Raw genomic sequence first — 20,308 nt, forward strand, 5'->3', positions numbered from 1 at the left:
TGCTACACCCTCTCTTAGAACTTACGTTTTCTTGCTGCTTCTGATTTTTTCTTACGTTTCACACTTGGTTTCTCGTAGAATTCGCGCTTTCTAGCTTCCTGCAAAGTACCAGTTTTTGATACTGAACGTTTGAAGCGACGAAGAGCATCTTCAAGCGATTCGTTTTTACGAACGACGGTTTTAGACATTCTCTTTCCCTCCCTCCGAACACAACACACTAACATCAACATGGTTTCCATGTACCTTGACATTATAATATATCAAAGTTACAAGGTCAACTGTATTTGACCTAGTTAGACAAAATGTTTTAAAAAAACGTAAAAAAAAGGTGTTTTATATAAGGAATTAGCCTTTTTCTCCCTCCAATCCCTTCTCTTTTTGTATTTTTCCCTCTATCCATTTTTTTAAACACTCTGTCCTCTAGTATAAGTGCCAGGTTTGTCCTTATTAATTAGTTAAAAATGACATGTCCGCCTTCTTTATTTCATATAGTTCTGATAAGGAGGAAGTCTAGAATGATTTATCTTATACTTTTTATTATACTTATTCTTTTATTTATTTATGGGATGACCCTTTTACGGACAGGTTTATTTAATTTATCTTCTCAATCACTAAAAAACTCGCTCGAAAAATTGACAGATAAGCCATGGAAGGGGTTACTTGTTTCTATTATTATTACAGCACTTCTTCAAAGCAGCGCTGCCGTTATGGTTTTAACGATTGGACTAATTTCAGCACGAGTCTTAACCTTTCCTCAATCTATCGGGATTATTTTAGGAACAAATATCGGAACCACATTCACAACTGAATTTATTACTTTTAACATGAATAATTATCTGCTGCCACTTGCCATCCTAGGTGTGCTCTTGATTATCATTAACAAATATCAATTAAGAAGTATCGGCTTCATTTTATTCGGTATTTCCATTGTCTTTACAACCATGCGAGGCTTTAAATATTTCGCTGGAATGATGGAACATCATCCTGCATTAAATTCCTTTTTCCTTTCATTAGCAGACCGTCCTTTCATCGCCCTTATAGTTGGCATTATTATAACTGCCCTAATCCAATCAAGTACAGCGACAATTGGTATTATAATGGGCTTTTTATCAGCAGGATTGCTTCCAATTGAAATTGCTATAGCCATTATGTTGGGGTCTAATATTGGTTCCTGTATAACTTCTTTTTTAGCCTCAATAGGCACAGAAAAAAGTGCAAAACTCTGTGCTTATGCCCATATTTGGTTAAATATTGGAGGGGTCATTTTGTTTTATCCATTTATCAATGATTTAGCTGCTATTGTCAAAAATATGACAGCAGAAATGGATGTTCAATTAGCTCATGCAAGCCTATTATTTAATGTTCTGTCCTCGCTCCTAGTTCTACCCTTTGCCGAGCGCTTTGGCAAATTGATTATGCGATTACACAGCTGATGGATTATAGTGAAATGCTAAAAAGAGAGTGGGACATAAGTATTTCAACTAAATCTAACCCCGAACAATTATACGTACACATTAAAAAAAATTCGTATAATTGTTTGTGTTTTTTATTATTTTAAGAAAGAAGGTATGTGGTAATCACCCGCAGCCTGAATACACTTCGCTTTCCATGGGGCGAGCGCCAAACCTCCTCGTTCTGAACTGCACCCCAATTGTTAGACACTATCTACAATAATTGGAGGTGCAGTTTTTTTGTCCAAATTTACTGCGGAAATGAAGCTACAAGCCGTAACTCGCTATTTAAGCGGAAAAGAAAGTTACAGAGAAATTGGAAAATCAATTGGAATAGATCACAAATCGATTGTTAAATGGGTAAGACAATACAACTACAATGGTGCAGAGGCATTGATGAAACGTTGTACAAGTTATACACAAATGTTTAAACTAGAAGTACTACAATATATGACTGAAAATGGTACTTCTCTATGTGAAACGGCAGCTATTTTTAATATCCCAGCGCATTCCACTCTAGCTGTTTGGAAAAGAAAGTTTGAAACACAAGGGATAGAGGCCCTTCAGTCACAGGAACAGGGGCGTCTATCCATGAAAAAAGATTCAAATAAACAAAGTTCTACTGATCGTTCTTTTGAAGCACTAGAAGATCGAATAAAACAACTGGAAATGGAAAATGAGTATTTAAAAAAGTTGAATGCCTTAGTTCAAAACAAGGAAAAATCACCAAACAAGACAAAGCACAAGTAGTCTATGAGTTAAGGCATAAGTATTCGGTGAAGTCACTCGTAAAACTCGCTGGCATTCCACGCAGCACCTATTATGATTTAGTAAAACGAATGAATCGACCTGATCCAGACACCGATATAAAAAGAGAAATCCAAGCCATTTATGAAGAACATCAAGGTCGTTACGGATACCGACGTATTCGGGATGAGCTAGTGAATCGTGGAAAAAAAGTAAATCATAAAAAGGTTCAACGAATCATGAAAGAGCTGGGTTTAAAATGTCTAGTGAGGATGAAAAAATATAAATCTTATAAAGGCACAGTCGGTAAAATTGCGCCAAATCATTTAGACCGTCAATTTAGTGCGGACGCACCAAATGAAAAATGGGTAACAGATATTACAGAATTCAAGTTATTTGGGGAAAAGCTGTATCTATCGCCTGTATTAGATTTATTTAATGGGGAAATTATTACGTATACCATCGGTTCTCGACCAACGTATTCATTAGTTTCGGACATGTTAGAAAAAGCATTAGAATCCTTACCAAAAAGGCATCAATTACTCATGCATTCCGACCAAGGTTGGCATTATCAAATGAAACAATATCGCAACTTGCTTCAAGCAAAAGGGATTAAACAGAGTATGTCACGTAAAGGGAACTGTTACGATAACTCTGTAATGGAAAACTTCTTTGGGATACTGAAGTCAGAACTCCTTTATTTTAAGGAATTTGAAAGTGTGAACCACTTTAAACTAGAATTAGAAAAATATATAGAATACTATAATAGAAAACGGTTAAAGGGAAAATTCAAAATGAGTCCGGTACAATACCGAACTCATTTTCAACAAGTTGCCTAATGAAATAACTGCGTCTAACTTTTAGGGGTCACTGCAGCTTGCCGAGGAGGCTTAGGTTGCTCCCCGCGGAAAGGGAGTGTTTGTAACGCAATGGAACGAATTGGATTCACCACTAAATTAGAGATTGTTCGTCTTTATCCATTATTTATTTTGCTTTGTCCCACCCTCCTTTTTTTACATAACCTTCAATAAATCATATTGTGATTGATATAAATGATAATACAATCCTTTTTGTGCCATTAACTCATCATGGGTGCCTTTTTCTGCAACTCTCCCACCATCCACATAAAATATTTGACTACTATTTTTAATTGTTGATAGACGATGGGCAATGATGAAGGATGTCCTTCCTTTTAACAATTCAGTAATTCCTTCTTGGAGAAGTTCTTCCGTCTTTGTATCAATGCTGCTGGTTGCTTCATCTAATATCAATATTTTGGGATTTGCTAAGAGAGCTCTTGCGAAAGATATTAACTGCCTTTGCCCCGCTGATAAAGTACTACCTCTTTCTTCTACAACAGTATGATATCCATCCTTTAAGTCTTTTATAAAGTCATGTGCTCTAACAATTTTAGCTGCGGTAATCACTTCTTCTTCCGTTGCATCTAGCTTTCCATAGCGAATATTATCTAGAATGGTTCCAGAAAATACAAAGGTATCTTGAAGCATCACACCCATTTGCGACCGTAAAGATTTTAATGTTACATCTCTTACATCAATCCCATCAATTTTGACACTGCCTTCATTTACATCATAAAACCTACTTAACAAATTTATAATAGTAGATTTACCTGCACCTGTGGGGCCGACTAAGGCGATACTCTGACCTGCATTAATATGAAAACTGACATCACTAAGTATGTTTTTCCCTTCTTCATAACGGAAGGTAACTCGTTCAAAGGTGACATTCCCTTTAATCGTTGGCATTGGGATTGCTTTTGGCTGATCCTTAATATCTGGTTCAACATCCAGAGTTTCAAAAATACGTTCCAAATAAGCAGAAGCAGTGATAAGCGCATTATAGAAGTTCCCCATATTAATAACTGGGTTCCAGAAATTATTGACATAGCCAATAAACGCTACAAGTGTACCTGTACTAACATCTACCCCAATTTGCCGTATTCCTACGAAGTAAATTAAACTTGTTGTTAAAACAGAGATATTTTGAACACCTGGCCATAGAAGAAACTGGATTGAAACTGCCTTAAGCCAAGATGTTCGGGTTTCATTGCTTACTTCATCAAAAATTTCAAAATTCTCTTCTTCCCTTGCAAAGGATTGCGTAATTTTTATGCCGGCAATACTTTCATGAATATAGGCATTCATATTGGATTGTTTATTGCTTAACACTTGATACGCTTTTCTCTGCATATTTTTGATTACCCATACTAAGACTCCTAAAATCGGCAGCAGTGCTAAACTATATAATGTTAGTTTTGCGTCGATGGCAAACATAAACATTAACGTTATAATGACACTGATGATATCAGAGATCAGGTTTATCAGCCCATTACTTAATAGATCACTTAATGTATTAATATAATTAACGACTCTGATTAAGATTTTCCCATGAGGGCGATTATCAAAATAGGAAAAGGGCAGCTTCTGTAAGTGCTGAAAAATATCTAAACGCATATCCTTTAGAATATTTTGACCGATCTGCGTAATCCATTGAATGCGATACCGCATACATATACCAATTACAAATAGAGAAAGAACAAATAAAATACTAATCCCGATTAATAATGGAATATTTTTATCTGGGATAATTTCATCAATTGCTATTTTTGTAAAAAACGGACCGAGCATTCCTGCCACGTTGGCTGTTAAGATGATTAGCAATGTAATAAACAATGCCTTCTTATAAGGTTTAATATAAGCACCAATTCGTTTATAGTGACTCCAGTTAAATTCGGTCTCTAATTCTTCGTCGACATTAAACTTATTACGGGCCAATGGCTGCTCCTCCTTCTTCCTGCTCTACTAATCCTAATTGTCTTCTATACACATCGTAATACATCCCTTTTTTCGCCACAAGCTCTGTATGTGTCCCTTGTTCTTTCACTTCCCCTTTGTCAAGAACTAAAATAAAGTCCGCATCCCTTACAGATGAAATACGGTGTGCAATAATGAAGGTTGTTTTATCTTGTGTCAATTGATTTAATTCCTTTTGGATTTTACTTTCTGTTTCCATATCTACAGCAGATGTTGTATCATCTAATATCAAGATAGATGGATCCTTCGCTAACGCTCTTGCTAAGGAGATTCTTTGCTTTTGACCACCAGATAATCCCACCCCGCGCTCGCCTACGATTGTATCGTACCCTTCCGGCATTTTAACGATAAAGTTATGGGCATCGGCAATCGCAGCCACACGCTGTATTTGCTCCATGTTTAAATATGGTTTTCCAAAGGAAATATTTTCTTCAATTGTATTTGAAAATAAAAAAATGTCTTGCATAACCATCGAAATTTGATCGCGAAGCTTCCTCACTGGCCATTCTTTTGCATTTATTTGATCAATTAATACTTCTCCTTCTGTTGGATCATAGAATCTTGCAATTAAATTAACAAGCGTTGATTTACCAGATCCGGTTTCCCCTAAAATCCCAACAGTTTGCCCCGGTCGGACGGTAAAGGAAACATTTTTTAAGATAGGGGTTTCAGGGTCGTCGGAAAACGCAAAAGAGACATCTTTAAATGTTACATATCCAGCAATTTGCTTGCCTTTCTTTTTGTCTTCTACCATAATTTGTGGTTCCGTTATTAATAAATTTCTAATTTTTACACAAGATGCATTAAATCGCTGTACATCATTTATCAACCATCCACTCATGCGCATTGGCATATTTAAAAGCCACATAAATCCGTTAAATGCAACCAAGTCACCTATGGACATATTCCCCTGTATAACAAATAAGCCACCTAATAATAAAGTAATGACAGCTAATACTCCGGCAAATCCGTCCAGCCATGGCAAATACTTTTTAGAAACATTAGCAGAATCAAGATTACGTTTTCGATAGTCATCATTAAAATGATTAAATTTTTCGATTTCATACTCTTCCCGAGAAAATGCCTTAACTACTCGGTTGCCGCTAATATTTTCTTCCACCATGGAATTTAGTCTGGAAAAACTTTCACGGATTTCTAGAAACACTGGATGAGCTGCTTTGGACATTTTTTGTGTAAAAATAAAGATAAACGGTGTAACAGCAAGTAATGCTAACGTTAATTTCCAGTCGATGTTCATCATTACGATAATGGCAACGACAAACCAGATAACACATTCAGCAATATTATAGCAGACCCATGAAACAAAATGGCGTATAGCGTCCATATCACCAGTCATTCTCGCCATAATATCACCTACTCTATTATGATTAAAAAAGTCAAAATCAAGCTCTTGAAGCTTTTTATACATATCTTGCCTAATATCAAACTGTGCGTCTTGACCAACATATTCATATAACATTTGATAGATGTAACGAGTAACAGTTCTGATCAGTGTCGCTCCTATCATTGCTAGTAAAATAGGTACTAAGAGTTGGACTTGATTATTCTCAATGACTTCATCAATTAATCTTCCGCTTAAAATAGGAATAATCACTACAAAGAAAGAATTTGCTAATAAAATCAAGGATGCAACAATTACTTTTTTCTTATTCTTCTTTACGTAACTCCAAATCCATTGGTAATTATTCAATAGGAATCTACACGCTTTCTTTTTTTAATTTGTTTACTTCCAAAATAATATTTCAAAAGATAGCTAAATATACTTATAAATAAATTTTCCGAAGAGGAGATTTTTCCTTCTCCTTAACTATGGGTAATCGCCTTTAATAGGCTTGGTAAAATTTTTTCACTAAGTAAAATCAATAATATCTCTTAAAACATGTAAAGGTGTGTATACAAAATTTATAATCATTTTTACTTTCTCTCCCATCCTCGGCGCTGTTCTCCAATTATTACAAACAGGCAGCAAATGACTTAATCATAATCCTCCTTTTTAGCCATGAATAAACGCAATAAATGGGAACGTTACCATTTTATAATGTTATGCGATAAGAAATGAGAAAACCTTTTCTTATCACAGATTAATTTTAGTCACGAAGATTTGACGTAACTAGTACTTAAATTGTATAATTATGGACAAAATTTGACTTGAAAGGAGTACATTGAATGTTATACTATCAATCAAATTATTTTGGACAAAATGGAGATTTTGATCGTATATCAGCATTCAATCCTACCAACCTGCCTCATTTTCACCGCAGCTTGGAGCTGGTGATGGTTGATAAAGGCACACTGGAGCTTACCATACAAGATAAATCTTATACTCTCCACGAAGGAGAAAACGCTCTCATTCTTTCGAATCAAATACATAGTTTACAAAGCAATCAGAAAAACCACGCCTGGATTTATGTTTTTTCTCCAGAATTGGTTAATCAATTTTATCAGCTTAGTAAAAACAAAGATTTAATTCATCCAATATTTCAGTTACAGGCTGCCACAAGAGAGATGATAAAGGAGATATTCTCCAACAATAATAGTTCGATGTTTGCCAAAAAAGGGGTTCTGTACTTAATTTGTGCGGAATTGCTAAATCAAACATCTTTCAAAGAGGAAACAAGGAGAGATGATTATTTATTACATGATTTACTGAACTATATCCAAAATCATTTTACCGAGGAGCTTTCCTTAAAGGATTTATCACAAAAATTTGGATACGATTATTCCTACCTATCAAGATTTTTCACGAAAATACTGCATATACCATTTGTTGATTTTGTGAATGGGCATCGTGTAACCTTGGCCTCTCAATTATTAAAAACAACGGATAGTAAAATTACCGAAATTGCCGATATGGTTGGCTATCGAAACATTCGCAGCTTTAATCGAAACTTCGAAAAAATCATGAACACTACCCCAACTAATTATCGAAAAATTTATATGGAAAGTTATTAATGACACAGCAGCGATAGATTGACAAAAAAATCCTTAGAAAACAAATAATTGTTTTCTAAGGATTTTTTAAAAGGATATATTAATAATCACTATTGCTTGTCAAACCATTCACAATTGCAACTCCAGAGCTTGCTCCGATTCTAGTAGCCCCAGCAGCAATCATTTTCTCCGTGTCTTCACTGCTGCGTACACCTCCAGAAGCTTTCACACCTATATCTGGTCCAACTGTTTTTCTCATTAATGTTATGTCCTCAACTGTTGCTCCGCCTGTTGAAAATCCTGTTGATGTTTTTACAAAGTCAGCTCCTGCTTCTACTGCTAATTTACAAGCAATTTCTTTTTCCTCATTTGTTAGGAGACTAGTTTCAATAATCACTTTCGATAAGGCTTTACCTTTTGCCGCATCCACAACCGCTTTAATATCTTCTTTGACTAAATCAAAATTTTTATCCTTTAAAGCGCCAATATTAATAACCATATCTACTTCTGTTGCCCCATTTTTAATGGCATCTTCTGTTTCAAATGCTTTTGTTGCTGAAGTAGATGCTCCTAAAGGGAAACCGATCACTGTACATACCTTTACTTCTGTACCATTAAGCAATTCACTTGCAGCTTTAACCCATGTTGGATTTACGCAGACAGAAGCAAATTTGTATTGCTTAGCTTCTTCACAAAGAGTCACAATTTGTTCTTTCGTTGCATCAGCTTTTAATAAAGTGTGATCAATCATTTTTGCAATGTTCATTAAGATTCTCCTTTGGTATATGTACTAATTAAAGATATATGCCAAGCTCTTTGAACAAACAAAGAGCTTCCACATTTAATGTTATTAAAATTAATTTTATAAAACAAAAAGGAACAGTTGTAGCTAGCTTAACTTAAGAAACAATCGCAGCTTGATCTTCTACTTCCTCTAAAACCCGGACAAATTGTCCTTCATTTACAGGGTAGCCAGCTTTCGTTATTTTGACTTTCACAATTTTCCCAACCATTTCTTCTGTTGCTGGGAAAACTACTTTTAAATAGTTGTCTGTATATCCAACATAAAGCTTTCCATTGCCATCTTCTTTATAGACTTCCTCTGGAATAACTTCCACTACCTCGCCTTCATAGTTAGACGCATATTCCTTTGCTAATTGATCAGAAAGCGAAATTAAACGATGGACTCGTTCGTTCTTTACATCTTCCTCAATTTGGTTATCCATTCGCGCAGCAGGAGTTCCTGTTCGTTTTGAATATGGAAACACATGCAATTCAGAGAATTTATGCTCTTTAATAAAATTATAAGTTTCCATAAACTCTTCTTCTGTCTCTCCTGGGAAACCAACGATTACATCAGAGGTAATGGCCAACCCTGGCAAGGCTTCTTTTAATCTTGTAATTCTTTCAGCAAAGAATTCCATCGTATATTTTCTTCTCATTCTTTTTAAAACAGTATCTGATCCAGATTGAATCGGGATGTGAAGATGATTTACTATTATTTTTGATTTATCTAAGACTTCAATCACTTCATCTGTTATTTGGCTTGCTTCGATAGAAGAAATACGAAGGCGTTTTAGTCCCTTCACCTGGGATTCTAAATCACGCAGTAAATTAGCTAAGTTATAATCCTTCATATCTGAGCCATATCCACCTGTATGAATTCCTGTTAATACAATTTCTTTATAGCCAGCATTCACTAATTGCTGCGCTTGCTTAATAACCTCTTGCGGGTCTCTTGAGCGCATCAATCCCCGTGCCCATGGAATAATACAGAATGTACAAAAATTATTGCATCCTTCTTGGATTTTTAAGGAAGCTCTTGTTCTATCCGTAAAAGCAGGTACATCCATTTCTTCGTACACACGATTTTTCATGATGTTTCCAACAGCATTTATTGGTTGTCTTTCTTCTTTATACTGCGTAATATACTCTAGCATTTTCACGCGATCCTGTGTACCAACTACAATATCAACTCCAGGAATAGCCATTATTTCTGCTGGAGAAGTTTGGGCATAACACCCTGTAACACAAATAACTGCATCAGGATTTTTACGAACTGCACGACGAATTACTTGGCGGCTCTTTTTATCCCCTGTATTTGTAACGGTACATGTATTAATAACATATACATCAGATATATTTTCATATTCTACACGTTCATAGCCTTGTTGTTTAAACAACTGCCAGATCGCTTCTGTTTCATAATGGTTTACTTTACATCCTAAAGTGTGAAAAGCAACTGTTGGCATTTTTATCACTCCATCAATTCAAAATGATAAGATACAGTAGACAATAGGTATAATGGGGCAGTCTCTGTTCTTAATATTCTTGGACCAAGTCCGCATGTCATAAAACCATGCTCTTTTAATAATGCTACTTCAGATTCAGTCAGGCCACCTTCTGGGCCGAATACAGCAAGGATAGATTGTCCTTTTGTCATCGATTGCAAGCTTTTCGTTAACACGGACGATTCGCCTTCTCTTGCCTCTTCTTCATAGGCTATTAATTTTACATTATAACCTTCTGAAAGTTTTATCAACTCTTTTATACTAATTGGAGAACTTACTTCTGGTATCATGGTTCGATGGGATTGTTCTGCTGCTTCTTTTGCAATTTTATTCCAGCGAACTAATTTTTTTCCACCCTTTTTCTCATCCCATTTAACGACAGAGCGAGCTGCGATAAAAGGGATAAACTTAAAAGCACCTAATTCTGTTCCTTTTTGGATAATCCATTCCAGCTTATCCCCTTTTGGCAGTCCGCTCACAATAGAAACAGAAACAGGTAATTCTATTTCTCCTTCTAACCATTGTACCACTTTTGCAATGACTTCGTTTTCGGAAATTTTTTCTATTCTGCACCGTGCTGCCTGCTGAAGACTGTTGACACAATATATTTCATCGTCAATATCCATTCGCATCACACGTACAATATGATGATAATCATCCTCTTGAATAAAAAATGTATCCTCTTCGTTTTTAGCAAAATAACGCTGCAATCGAATACCTACTTTCCTTTAAGCAATAGAGAAGGAAGAATCGTAAGACGAAACTTCCTTTTTCCTTTAGAATATACGCTTACTCTTATAGCTTGTTGCTATGAAAGATTTTCTTCCATTAGCTCTTTTTCTGAGCCGTAATGCTTACCCAATCTTCCATTTGTACTGTTTCTATTATTTCTAGGCCTGATGCGATAATAGCATCCTTTACTTCTTCTTTTTTCTGAAGAATGATGCCAGAAGCAATAAAGTATCCATCTTTTTGAAGTAAACGATAAACATCATCTGTAAAACGAACAATTACCTCTGCCAAAATATTTGCGACAATTACCTCTGCCTGCTCCTCTATACCATTTAAAAGATTATTTTGACGGACAGATGTTTTCTCATGAACCTTGTTCAATTTAATATTTAATTTAGCAGAACGGACAGCCACTTCATCCAAGTCTAAAGCAAGCACAGATTTAGCTCCCAGCATGGCTGCTGCAATACTTAGTACACCAGAACCTGTACCAACATCGATAACCATATCGCCTTTTTTTACTATTCTTTCCAAAGCTTGGATACATAATACAGTTGTCGGATGCGTTCCTGTTCCGAAAGCCATCCCTGGATCCAATTCGATGATTAATTCATCCGTATGGACCGGTGTATAATCCTCCCAAGTAGGCACAATCGTAAATTTCTCGGATATTTTAACAGGATGATAGTATTTCTTCCAAGCTGTTGCCCATTCTTCTTCATTTACTTCCATAATGGAAACTTTATTTAATCCAATATCAATATTAAACAGTACTAAATTATTGATATTTTCTTTAATTGCCTCTACTGTTTCACCAAGAAAACTATTGATTGGTAAATACGCTTTAACTAGAACGCCTTCTTCTGGATAATCATCAGGATTTAGTTGGTAGATTTCGCCGAATTGGTCTTCTCTTTCTTTAATTAATTCAAAGGGATCTTCAATAACTACCCCACTAGCACCTGCTTCATGCAAAATATTTGAAATAGGTTCAATCGCTTCATTTGTCGTATGAATTGTGATTTCTGACCATTTCATTTCTACCAACTCCTTTTTGATTATTCACCTTTAAATGCTTTTTTTACCTTAGAGAAAAAACTGTCCTCTTCTTCTCCACGAGGAGTATCTCCAGATACTTCAGCAAATTCCTGTAATAGTTGTTTTTGTTTATCAGATAATTTTGTAGGTGTAATTAAGCGAATGATTACATGCTGGTCACCTTGGCCATATCCACGTACATTTGGAATCCCTTTGCCTTTAAGGCGGAATTTTGTTCCAGTCTGTGTTCCCGCAGGTACTTTCAATTTCACTTTGCCATGAATGGTAGGTACTTCCACTTCATCACCTAGAGCAGCCTGAACAAAAGTAATCGGCATTTCACAATATACATCTTCTCCATCACGCTCGAAGAAGTCATGTCTTCTTATGTGGAACACAACATATAAATCTCCTGCTGGCCCGCCGTTTATGCCAGGCTCTCCTTGCCCAGAGACTCTTAATTGTTGACCATCATCGATACCTGCTGGAATTTTAACACTAATTTTGCGACGTTTTTTCACTTTTCCAGTTCCGCCACAAGTTGAACATTTATGCTTAATCTCTTTACCAGTTCCATTACAGTAATTACATGTTCTTCTATTCACAATACGTCCGAATGGTGTATTTTGCTCCACATTCAATTGTCCAGTACCACTACAATGCTTACATGTAACTGGCTTAGTCCCTGGTTTTGCTCCCGTGCCATTACATGTTTCACAATTTTCTTCTCTTGGTATTTCAATTTCCGTTTCTTTCCCAAATGCTGCTTCTTCAAATGATAGTGTCATCGTATATTGTAAATCAGCCCCTTGACGCGGAGCATTCGGATCTCTTCTTCTTGATCCTCCACCACCAAAGAAAGTGCTGAAGATATCTTCAAAACCACCGAAACCACCGAAGTCTCCGCCGCCGCCGAAGCCTTGATTAGGATCTGTATGTCCAAACTGATCATAGTGCGCTCTTTTTTGATCGTCACTCAGTACTTCATAGGCCTCTTTCACTTCTTTAAACTTTTCATTTGCATCTGCTTCTTTATTAATATCTGGATGATACTTTTTTGAAAGCTTACGATACGCTTTTTTTATTTCATCCTTAGAAGCCCCTTTACTGACTCCAAGGACTTCATAGTAATCCCGTTTATCCATAATTGATTACCACTCCCCGATTCTTTTCACATAGATGCTATTGTATCATTTTGCTTTTCTAAAGTACAATAGTTTATTGCTATCTTTCCTAATTATCGCTTAAAAAACTTCCGATTGAAAAGAAAAGTCAAAGTCAAGATAACCTGACTTTGACTTTTCGCTAGACGTATATGGTTTTATTTCTTTTATTTATCGTCTTTTACTTCTTCAAACTCTGCATCAACTACGTTGTCATCTTTATCAGATGCACCGCCGTCTGCACCTTGTGCAGCTTGGGCCGCTTGTGCTGCTTCTTCATATAATTTCATAGAAAGAGCTTGAACGATTTCTTGAAGAGCGTCTTTTTTCGCACGAATTTCTTCTAATTCGTTTTTCTCGATAGCAGCTTTTAAAGCATCTTTTGCTTCATTTGCTTTGGCAACTTCACTTTCGTCCACTTTACCTTCTAAGTCTTTTAACGTTTTTTCAGTAGTGAAAACTAATTGATCTGCTTCATTTCTTAGTTCCACTTCTTCTTTACGCTTTTTATCAGCTTCAGCATTTTCTTCTGCTTCTCTTACCATTTTATCGATTTCTTCGTCTGATAAGCCTGTAGAAGATTTAATCGTAATTGTTTGTTCTTTATTTGTACCAAGATCCTTCGCACGAACATTTACAATACCATTTTTATCGATATCAAATGAAACTTCGATTTGCGGAATTCCACGTGGTGCAGGTGGAATATCAGCTAATTGGAAGCGGCCTAATGTTTTGTTATCCGCAGCCATTGGGCGTTCCCCTTGAAGTACATGAATATCTACAGCTGTTTGGTTATCAGCAGCAGTTGAGAATACTTGTGATTTAGAGGTAGGGATTGTTGTATTACGTTCGATTAACTTTGTAAATACCCCACCCATTGTTTCAATTCCTAATGATAGTGGTGTTACATCTAAAAGAACAACGTCTTTTACATCACCAGTAATTACACCACCTTGGATAGCTGCACCCATTGCAACTACTTCATCAGGGTTTACTCCTCTATGCGGCTCTTTACCGATTTCTTTTTTGATTGCTTCTTGAACCGCAGGGATACGAGTTGATCCACCTACAAGGATTACTTTGTCAATTTCAGATGCATTTAGACCAGCATCTTTAAGCGCTTGACGAGTTGGTCCCATTGTACGTTCAACTAATGAAGCAGAAATTTCTTCGAATTTAGCACGAGATAAAGTTACTTCTAAGTGAAGTGGTCCAGCTTCTCCAGCTGTGATAAATGGTAAAGAAATTTGTGTAGAAGCTACACCAGAAAGATCTTTTTTCGCTTTCTCGGCAGCATCTTTTAAACGTTGTAGAGCCATTTTATCTTTGCTTAGATCGATGCCATTTTCTTTTTTAAATTGCTCTACTAAATAATCGATGATTACTTGGTCAAAATCATCTCCACCAAGACGGTTATCACCAGCAGTAGATTTTACTTCAAATACGCCGTCTCCTAGTTCAAGGATAGATACGTCAAAAGTACCTCCACCTAGGTCATATACTAAGATAGTTTGATCTTCGTCTGTTTTATCTAAACCATATGCTAATGCTGCAGCTGTTGGTTCGTTAATAATACGTTCTACTTCTAAACCAGCAATTTTACCAGCATCTTTCGTAGCTTGGCGTTCTGCATCATTAAAGTATGCAGGCACTGTAATAACTGCTTTCGTTACTTTTTCTCCTAAGTATTCTTCTGCATAGCCTTTTAGGTATTGAAGAATAATCGCAGAAACTTCTTGTGGAGAGTAGTTTTTGCCTTCTACTTCTACTTTATAGTCCGTACCCATATGACGTTTAATAGACATAATAGTGTTTGGGTTTGTAATAGATTGACGTTTAGCAACTTCCCCTACTTGGCGTTCTCCGTTTTTGAATGCTACTACAGATGGAGATGTTCTATTGCCTTCTGGATTTGGGATAACTTTTGGTTCTCCACCTTCAAGTACAGCAACACAAGAGTTTGTTGTACCTAAATCAATTCCAATAATTTTACTCATGGAAATTTCCCTCCTATTTTTTAATATGTAACGCTTATTGACTTACTTTAACCATTGCAGGTCTAATGACTCTGTCTTTAAGCTTATACCCTTTTTGGAACTCATCTACCACAATATTTGAATCCGTTCCTTCGACTTCTTCTTGCATTACTGCTTGATGAAGATGTGGATCAAATTCTTTTCCAACTGCTTCGATAGCCTCTACACCTTCTTTTTTAAGAGCATCAAGGATTCCGCGATAAACCATTTCAACACCTGTGTATAAACTTTGTGTTTGTTCATCTACTGCCTCAATTTTTAATGCTCTTTCCAAATTATCGATGCTTGGTAATAAGTCCATGACAAGACTTTGCGCTCTGTATGTTTGAGCCGCTTCCATATCGAGCCTTGATCTGCGGCGTGAATTATCAAAATCAGCCTGCAAGCGAAGATAACGATTAGATTCTTCTTCTAATTTAGCTTCTAGCTCTGCAATTTTATCATTAGCAGCTTTTAATTCTTCAGCTACATTTCCCTCATTGGAAGGAGACGCTTCTGCCTCTTCGAAAACTTCTTCAACTGTTTCTTCGACTTTAACGTCTTCTTGTGCTGCTTGTTGTTCCATCTCTGCATTGTTCGTTGCTTTTTCTTCTGCCAACTTGTTCACCTCCCTTAAAGGATTATTTACATAAAGACGGGACAGATTGGCAAATAGAAATTCACCAACCTTCTCTTTACTTACTTTAGACCTTCAATCCACACTTTTAAATATTCCACAGAAGTTACTTTTGATACAAATTAGTGAGTACTTTTGTCAGGTCATTCGATAATATATTTAATAAGCTCACAACTCTTGAATATTCCATTCTTGTTGGGCCAAGAATCGCAATCGATCCAATTTGCTCATTCCCAATCCGATAAGAAGCAGAGATAATACTGCAATTTTCCATTGCCGTATTATTATTTTCTCTCCCGATTTTAATACTAATATCGGATGAGTTATTACGAATGAGCTCTGGTATTCCATCCTCTTTTTCAATCATATTTAACAAATTTCTTATTTTTGTAATATCATGAAATTCAGGCTGTCTCAAAATATTTGTCTTGCCACCAAAAAATAACTTTTCATGGGTATCGATTTTCACGGTTTCAGAAAGAGAGTTGATAAAATACTCATAATTGCTAATATGCTGTTTCAATAAGGTAGCGACTTCCTTATAGATTTTATTATGAAGCTTATCAATCGGCACACCCGTTAACCGGTCATTTAAAATATTTACTAGTTTCTCTATTTCCCCTGCGTGAACAGAATCTGGCAAGTGAAACATTCTGTTTTCCACATGTCCTGAGTCTGTCACAATAATAGCAATGGCCGTATGGTTGTTTAAAGGAACAATTTGAATCTTCTTCAATTTATTTTCTTTAACGGCAGGCCCAAGGACAATAGTAGTATAATTTGTTAAATCAGACAATATTTTAGCAGATTTTTGTACAATATTTTCTAATTCGTATATTTTTTCTGCAAACAGTGAGTTAATTCTCAATATTTCTGAACGCTTTAATTTCTGTGGTGATAAAAGATGATCAACATAAAAACGATAACCCTTCTCTGAAGGAACACGCCCAGAAGAAGAGTGGGTTTTTTCGATAAAACCAGATTCCTCTAAATCTGCCATCTCATTGCGAATAGTGGCGGAGCTAAATGTAATGTTTTCTTTCTTTGATAAGCTCCTTGAGCCTACTGGTTGTGCTGTTGAAATAAAATCATCAATAATCACCTGTAATATTAATAATTGACGATCAGTTAACACATTAATCACCTCTGTTAGCACTCTTTATTAACGAGTGCTAAATCTATATATAAAGTAGCAAAAACAAAGGGGCTGTGTCAATAATTTGCACCTTATTTCTATAAGAAATTTTTCCCTTCTCGTATACTACTTCATGACAAACCTAGATTATGATTATTCAAGAACTCCGATAAAGGATTGAAACACTTCATTCCCTAAAAATCTGCCTTTATGTGTTAATTTTAAATAATCACTTTCTATTTCAATAAGCTCTCTGCTTATTAGCTTGTTTATTTCCTTATCAAATAGCTCTAATACATTTTCATTATATTTTTGTTCAAATGAAGATAAACTTACTCCTTTATTTTCCCTTAACCCAAGGAATAATTTCTCTTCCATTTGTTCTATAACGGTTACCTTATGTTCATGCATAATCGGAAACTCACCTTGCTCTAAAGGCTGCATGTATTTCTTTAAAGGTCCATAATTAGAATAGCGATTCCCATGTACATAACCATGGGATCCAGCTCCAAACCCAAAGTACTCTTCATTATTCCAGTATGTGAGATTATGCCGACTTTCGAATCCAGGCTTCGCAAAATTACTAATTTCGTATTGCTGAAAACCATGTCTTGCCATCTCGTCCATTAAGACGCTGTACATACCTGCTTCCACATCTTCTCCAGGTGTAGGTAGTTTTCCTTTTCTCATTAAGTTATAAAAGACAGTTTTAGGCTCTATAATTAAAGAATATCCTGAATAATGCTGAATATCTAATGTAAATGCTGTCTTTAATGTTTCTTGAAAGTCTTCTAACGTTTGACCTGGTAAACTATAAATTAAGTCTACACTGATATTATTAAAACCGATTTTTTTAGCTGCTTCAATGGATGAAAACACATCTTCCGCCTTATGCGTTCTCCCAATTCTCTTTAGTAGCTCATTATTAAAAGATTGTACTCCAAAGCTAAGACGATTCACGCCTCCTTCATACAAAGCTTTTAATTTATCTTCTGTTAAATCACCAGGATTGGCTTCAAACGTATATTCTTGCTCTGGACGAAGCTTAAGTTCTTTATTCACCATTCCACAAAGTCGTTCTAATTGGGAAGCAGATAAGCTTGTTGGTGTACCTCCTCCAACAAAAATCGTTGACAGCTCTTGTTGTCCATATTTTTCAATGGTCAGCTTCATCTCTTTCTCTAAAGAGTCTAAGTATTCATCAACTGGCTGTCCTTTTAAAAATACTTTATTAAAATCACAATAGTGACAAATATGTTCACAAAATGGAATATGGATATATGCTGCTTGTATCAATTTTTCACAACCTTTAAATTAATTAAACTATATTAACCAATAAGTTTCTCCTACTTGTTTCAATAAAAATAAGAAAAGAGGTTGATACCTACCTGGCATCTACCCCTTTACTTATAGCAGTCCATGTTGCGATTAGCAAGTTTCTTGCATAATGACCATGCAATGCTTTTATTGTCATTTTTACTTTTTCGTATTATTGTCGTCCATACGTAATACAGCCATAAACGCTTCTTGCGGTACTTCAACCGAACCAACTTGTTTCATTCGTTTTTTCCCTTCTTTTTGCTTCTCTAGCAATTTACGTTTACGAGAAATATCTCCACCATAACATTTAGCCAATACATTCTTGCGCATCGCCTTAATGGTAGAACGAGCAACAATCTTTTGCCCAATTGCAGCTTGGATCGGCACTTCAAATTGCTGACGCGGAATAAGCTCTTTTAATTTCTCTACAATAACTTTTCCTCTTTCATAAGCAAAATCCTTATGAACGATGAAGCTAAGTGCATCTACTTGTTCTGCATTTAACAGAATATCCATTTTAACCAACGTCGATGTTTTATAGCCAATTAGTTCATAATCAAAAGACGCATATCCTCTTGTATTTGATTTCAATTGGTCAAAGAAATCATAAACAATTTCCGATAAAGGAATTTCATACGTTATTTTAACGCGAGTCTCATCCATATATTGCATATCGAGGAAGACACCTCTCTTTTGCTGGCATAATTCCATAATCGCACCAACATATTCATTTGGGGCCATCATCGTTGCTTTTACATATGGTTCTTCGATTCTGTCAATTTTTTGAGGATCAGGCATTGCTGATGGATTATCTACTTTTATTTCTGTTCCATCTGTCAAAATAACATCATAAATAACACTTGGTGCAGTAGTAATTAGGTCAATTTTAAATTCGCGCTCGATGCGCTCTTGAATAATTTCCATATGAAGCAAACCTAGGAAACCACAACGGAAACCAAATCCTAATGCTTGCGATGTCTCTGGTTCAAATTGTAACGCAGAATCATTAAGCTCTAATTTTTCCAATGCTTCACGTAAATCATTAAACTTTGCACTATCTATTGGATATAAACCACAATAAACCATTGGATTTAGCTTACGGTAGCCAGGCAGTGCTTCTGTTGCACCGTTCTTCGCATTAGTGATAGTATCACCTACTCGAGTATCGCCAACATTTTTAATTGCTGCTGTTAAGAATCCTACGTCCCCAACAGATAAATGATCGGCATTAACTGCTTTTGGTGTAAACACACCTACTTCAATAACTTCAAATTCTTTTCCTGTTGCCATCATTTTGATTTTGTCACCAGGTTTAACTGTTCCATCGACTACTCGAATATAAGTAACAACACCACGATAAGCATCATATAAACTATCAAAAATAAGTGCCTTTAATGGTGCTTCTGGATCTCCTTGTGGTGCAGGAACCTTTTCTACGACTTGTTCGAGGATATCTTCTATCCCAATACCAGCCTTCGCAGAAGCCAGCACTGCTTCAGAAGCATCTAACCCTATAACATCTTCAATTTCATTTCTAACCCTTTCAGGATCAGCACTTGGTAGGTCAATTTTATTAATAACTGGAACAATTTCCAAATCATTATCAATCGCTAAATAAACGTTAGCCAATGTTTGAGCTTCAATTCCTTGAGCGGCATCAACTACTAATACAGCCCCTTCACAAGCAGCCAAGCTTCGAGATACTTCATATGTAAAATCCACGTGTCCCGGTGTGTCAATGAGATGTAATGTATAAATTTCTCCATCTTTTGCTTGATATTTTAATTGGACGGAATTTAGTTTAATCGTGATTCCGCGTTCTCTTTCTAAATCCATTGAATCTAAAAGCTGATCTTTCATCTCACGTGCTGTGAGTGCATTTGTTTTTTCTAATATTCTATCAGCGAGGGTTGATTTCCCATGATCTATATGTGCAATAATAGAAAAATTTCTAATTTTTGATTGTCTCTTTAACATCTCTTCTCTGTTCATT

The 20,308-nt window shown here is 35.9% G+C and carries 16 protein-coding genes; 3 read left to right on the forward strand and 13 right to left on the reverse strand.

Going from position 1 to position 20,308, the window contains the following annotated elements; translation table 11 throughout:
• Positions 1-14: 14 nt before the first annotated feature.
• Positions 15-188 (reverse strand): 30S ribosomal protein S21, encoded by a 174-nt coding sequence (rpsU, locus tag NX902_RS16185; protein ID WP_003152957.1) that lies wholly within the window; start codon positions 186-188, stop codon positions 15-17.
• 327 nt (positions 189-515) lie between these two features.
• Here rpsU and NX902_RS16190 point away from each other — a divergent pair, with 327 nt between their 5' ends.
• Both NX902_RS16190 and NX902_RS16195 read left to right on the forward strand, forming a co-directional pair.
• A complete protein-coding gene (locus tag NX902_RS16190) occupies positions 516-1,433 on the forward strand; it encodes a Na/Pi symporter (RefSeq protein ID WP_095333822.1) in 918 nt (305 codons plus the stop codon).
• Between the two features lie 258 nt (positions 1,434-1,691).
• Positions 1,692-3,037 (forward strand): IS3 family transposase gene (locus tag NX902_RS16195; protein ID WP_095334233.1). Its coding sequence is split into 2 segments (ribosomal slippage): positions 1,692-2,136 and positions 2,136-3,037, totalling 1,347 coding nucleotides; the frame shifts between segments, so codons are not numbered across the junction.
• 174 nt (positions 3,038-3,211) lie between these two features.
• Here the strand turns inward: NX902_RS16195 and NX902_RS16200 are convergent.
• Positions 3,212-4,993 carry an ABC transporter ATP-binding protein gene (locus NX902_RS16200; protein ID WP_047941302.1) on the reverse strand — a complete coding sequence of 594 codons (1,782 nt, stop codon included), beginning with the start codon at positions 4,991-4,993 and terminating at the stop codon, positions 3,212-3,214.
• Positions 4,983-6,743 (reverse strand): ABC transporter ATP-binding protein, encoded by a 1,761-nt coding sequence (locus tag NX902_RS16205; RefSeq protein WP_095334237.1) that lies wholly within the window; start codon positions 6,741-6,743, stop codon positions 4,983-4,985. Before NX902_RS16205 ends, NX902_RS16200 begins: the two co-directional genes overlap by 11 nt.
• Before the next feature lie 476 nt (positions 6,744-7,219).
• Here NX902_RS16205 and NX902_RS16210 point away from each other — a divergent pair, with 476 nt between their 5' ends.
• Entirely contained in the window at positions 7,220-8,005 is a 786-nt protein-coding gene (locus NX902_RS16210) for an AraC family transcriptional regulator (RefSeq protein WP_095334239.1), read from the forward strand.
• Between the two features lie 79 nt (positions 8,006-8,084).
• On the opposite strand, the gene deoC is transcribed toward NX902_RS16210, so the two are convergent.
• The 10 genes from deoC to lepA form a co-directional block, all read right to left on the reverse strand.
• Complete coding sequence (gene deoC / locus NX902_RS16215) at positions 8,085-8,750, reverse strand: deoxyribose-phosphate aldolase (RefSeq protein WP_217279777.1); 666 nt, start codon at positions 8,748-8,750, stop codon at positions 8,085-8,087.
• Between the two features lie 133 nt (positions 8,751-8,883).
• The gene (gene mtaB, locus NX902_RS16220; RefSeq protein WP_095334243.1) at positions 8,884-10,236 is read right to left on the reverse strand and encodes a tRNA (N(6)-L-threonylcarbamoyladenosine(37)-C(2))-methylthiotransferase MtaB; all 1,353 of its coding nucleotides are present in this window, start codon (positions 10,234-10,236) and stop codon (positions 8,884-8,886) included.
• Between the two features lie 5 nt (positions 10,237-10,241).
• Positions 10,242-10,985 (reverse strand): 16S rRNA (uracil(1498)-N(3))-methyltransferase, encoded by a 744-nt coding sequence (locus tag NX902_RS16225; RefSeq protein ID WP_095334245.1) that lies wholly within the window; start codon positions 10,983-10,985, stop codon positions 10,242-10,244.
• A 118-nt stretch (positions 10,986-11,103) separates the two neighbouring features.
• Positions 11,104-12,045: a 50S ribosomal protein L11 methyltransferase gene (gene prmA / locus NX902_RS16230; RefSeq protein ID WP_095334247.1), complete on the reverse strand. Its 942-nt coding sequence runs from the start codon at positions 12,043-12,045 to the stop codon at positions 11,104-11,106.
• Between the two features lie 20 nt (positions 12,046-12,065).
• The gene (gene dnaJ / locus NX902_RS16235; RefSeq protein WP_047941309.1) at positions 12,066-13,190 is read right to left on the reverse strand and encodes a molecular chaperone DnaJ; all 1,125 of its coding nucleotides are present in this window, start codon (positions 13,188-13,190) and stop codon (positions 12,066-12,068) included.
• Positions 13,191-13,375: 185 nt separating this feature from the next.
• Positions 13,376-15,205 carry a molecular chaperone DnaK gene (dnaK, locus tag NX902_RS16240; protein WP_095334249.1) on the reverse strand — a complete coding sequence of 610 codons (1,830 nt, stop codon included), beginning with the start codon at positions 15,203-15,205 and terminating at the stop codon, positions 13,376-13,378.
• A gap of 34 nt (positions 15,206-15,239) precedes the next feature.
• Positions 15,240-15,842: a nucleotide exchange factor GrpE gene (gene grpE / locus NX902_RS16245; RefSeq protein ID WP_275068604.1), complete on the reverse strand. Its 603-nt coding sequence runs from the start codon at positions 15,840-15,842 to the stop codon at positions 15,240-15,242.
• Between the two features lie 124 nt (positions 15,843-15,966).
• Positions 15,967-16,995: a heat-inducible transcriptional repressor HrcA gene (gene hrcA / locus NX902_RS16250; RefSeq protein WP_095334251.1), complete on the reverse strand. Its 1,029-nt coding sequence runs from the start codon at positions 16,993-16,995 to the stop codon at positions 15,967-15,969.
• A 153-nt stretch (positions 16,996-17,148) separates the two neighbouring features.
• A complete protein-coding gene (gene hemW, locus NX902_RS16255) occupies positions 17,149-18,291 on the reverse strand; it encodes a radical SAM family heme chaperone HemW (RefSeq protein ID WP_171509809.1) in 1,143 nt (380 codons plus the stop codon).
• Positions 18,292-18,471: 180 nt separating this feature from the next.
• Positions 18,472-20,307, reverse strand: a complete 1,836-nt coding sequence (gene lepA, locus NX902_RS16260; RefSeq protein WP_163188127.1) for a translation elongation factor 4 — start codon at positions 20,305-20,307, stop codon at positions 18,472-18,474.
• Position 20,308 lies beyond the last annotated feature (1 nt).

The organism is Niallia sp. FSL W8-0954, assembly GCF_038005605.1.
GTDB lineage: Bacteria > Bacillota > Bacilli > Bacillales > Cytobacillaceae > Niallia > Niallia circulans_A.

Excerpts from the sequence above, each read along its gene's own strand:
- rpsU (WP_003152957.1), bottom strand. The coding sequence starts at position 188 with ATGTCTAAAACCGTCGTTCGTAAAAACGAATCGCTTGAAGATGCTCTT.
- prmA (WP_095334247.1), bottom strand. The coding sequence starts at position 12,045 with ATGAAATGGTCAGAAATCACAATTCATACGACAAATGAAGCGATTGAA.
- lepA (WP_163188127.1), bottom strand. The coding sequence starts at position 20,307 with ATGAACAGAGAAGAGATGTTAAAGAGACAATCAAAAATTAGAAATTTT.
- dnaK (WP_095334249.1), bottom strand. The coding sequence starts at position 15,205 with ATGAGTAAAATTATTGGAATTGATTTAGGTACAACAAACTCTTGTGTT.
- NX902_RS16190 (WP_095333822.1), top strand. The coding sequence starts at position 516 with ATGATTTATCTTATACTTTTTATTATACTTATTCTTTTATTTATTTAT.
- deoC (WP_217279777.1), bottom strand. The coding sequence starts at position 8,750 with ATGAACATTGCAAAAATGATTGATCACACTTTATTAAAAGCTGATGCA.
- mtaB (WP_095334243.1), bottom strand. The coding sequence starts at position 10,236 with ATGCCAACAGTTGCTTTTCACACTTTAGGATGTAAAGTAAACCATTAT.
- dnaJ (WP_047941309.1), bottom strand. The coding sequence starts at position 13,190 with ATGGATAAACGGGATTACTATGAAGTCCTTGGAGTCAGTAAAGGGGCT.
- NX902_RS16210 (WP_095334239.1), top strand. The coding sequence starts at position 7,220 with ATGTTATACTATCAATCAAATTATTTTGGACAAAATGGAGATTTTGAT.